1 protein-coding gene and 1 pseudogene are annotated in these 968 nt (G+C 38.4%); one reads left to right on the forward strand and one right to left on the reverse strand.

From position 1 onward, the window contains the following. Window positions 1-73: 73 nt before the first annotated feature. Window positions 74-445: pseudogene (locus FZC41_RS17090) on the reverse strand (IS66 family transposase); the annotation flags it as partial. A 171-nt stretch (window positions 446-616) separates the two neighbouring features. On the opposite strand from FZC41_RS17090, the gene FZC41_RS17095 reads away from it, so the two are divergent. Further along, on the forward strand, window positions 617-968 hold a 352-nt coding region (locus FZC41_RS17095), incomplete at its 3' end, for a site-specific integrase (RefSeq protein ID WP_170254053.1).

The following is a 968-nucleotide window of genomic DNA, read 5'->3' on the forward strand; positions in this document are numbered from 1 at the left end:
TGGTAATTTCAGTATCATGCAATTGGTTGGAATATACAATAAAATCCTCAGGATTGAATGAAGAATCGCTGGTTTATGCGGCATTCATCCAATCCTGAGGATTTTTTAATAATGAGGATAAGCAGAGATTATTGGAGATGGGAAGGCGTCCGTCTTCCAGGAAGGTCTCCAGATATTTCTTCTGGTTTCTAGAGTAGGTCAGGGCCTGTGTCAACTTTTCATTTGTTGTTGGGATGGCCGCGGTTTCGTCGACCCACGACCAAAAGGCATCGAGGATGGGACGTGATCTATCCTGACGCTTTTCTCTGATCTCCTCAAAGGAAAGATCCTTTATTTCGTTCTCAACTTTAAAAAGCAGGTCGATGTACGCCCGTCCTTCGGCACCTTTTGAACCTGGGATTTCTTTTCCATTGCTAGACAGAGGGATGCTATCGATATAATAACGGCGACAGTGTGACTTATCCTACTTCTCGAATAAGTCACATTATCCGAGAAATATGATTATCCAAGAAGAATCCACAGAAGCCGCATGAATAATTAACTTTACAATTACCTTCTCGGATAATTGTAACTTCCGTTAGAATAGAATTATAAAAATTCTAAGGAGGTATACCCCATGAACTCTGAAAAGACTAAAACCCTATCGTTTAGTGACTTACTGGATGAGTTGATTCAATTCCTTGATGATAAATCTTATGATCGACTGACATTAGATAATTATCGCCGGACGCTCAGAAAAATTGAACCATATATGGATGAAAATGGTATTGATGCTTATACTCCTGAAGTTGGTCGGCATTATTACGAATTTTATCTTGCTAAAAATAAACTGAGTATTTCTCGTCAGAAAGCGATAATCACAGCGATCCGGAGATTGAATGATTTTTATTCTGGAATTGAATATAAGGTTCAGCAGCAACATCAAGTTGAATTATTGCCTAATAACTTTGAGTATGTTTTAGATCTTT

Origin of the sequence: Acetobacterium paludosum (genome assembly GCF_008086595.1) — a bacterium.
Classification (GTDB): Bacteria; Bacillota; Clostridia; order Eubacteriales; family Eubacteriaceae; genus Acetobacterium; species Acetobacterium paludosum.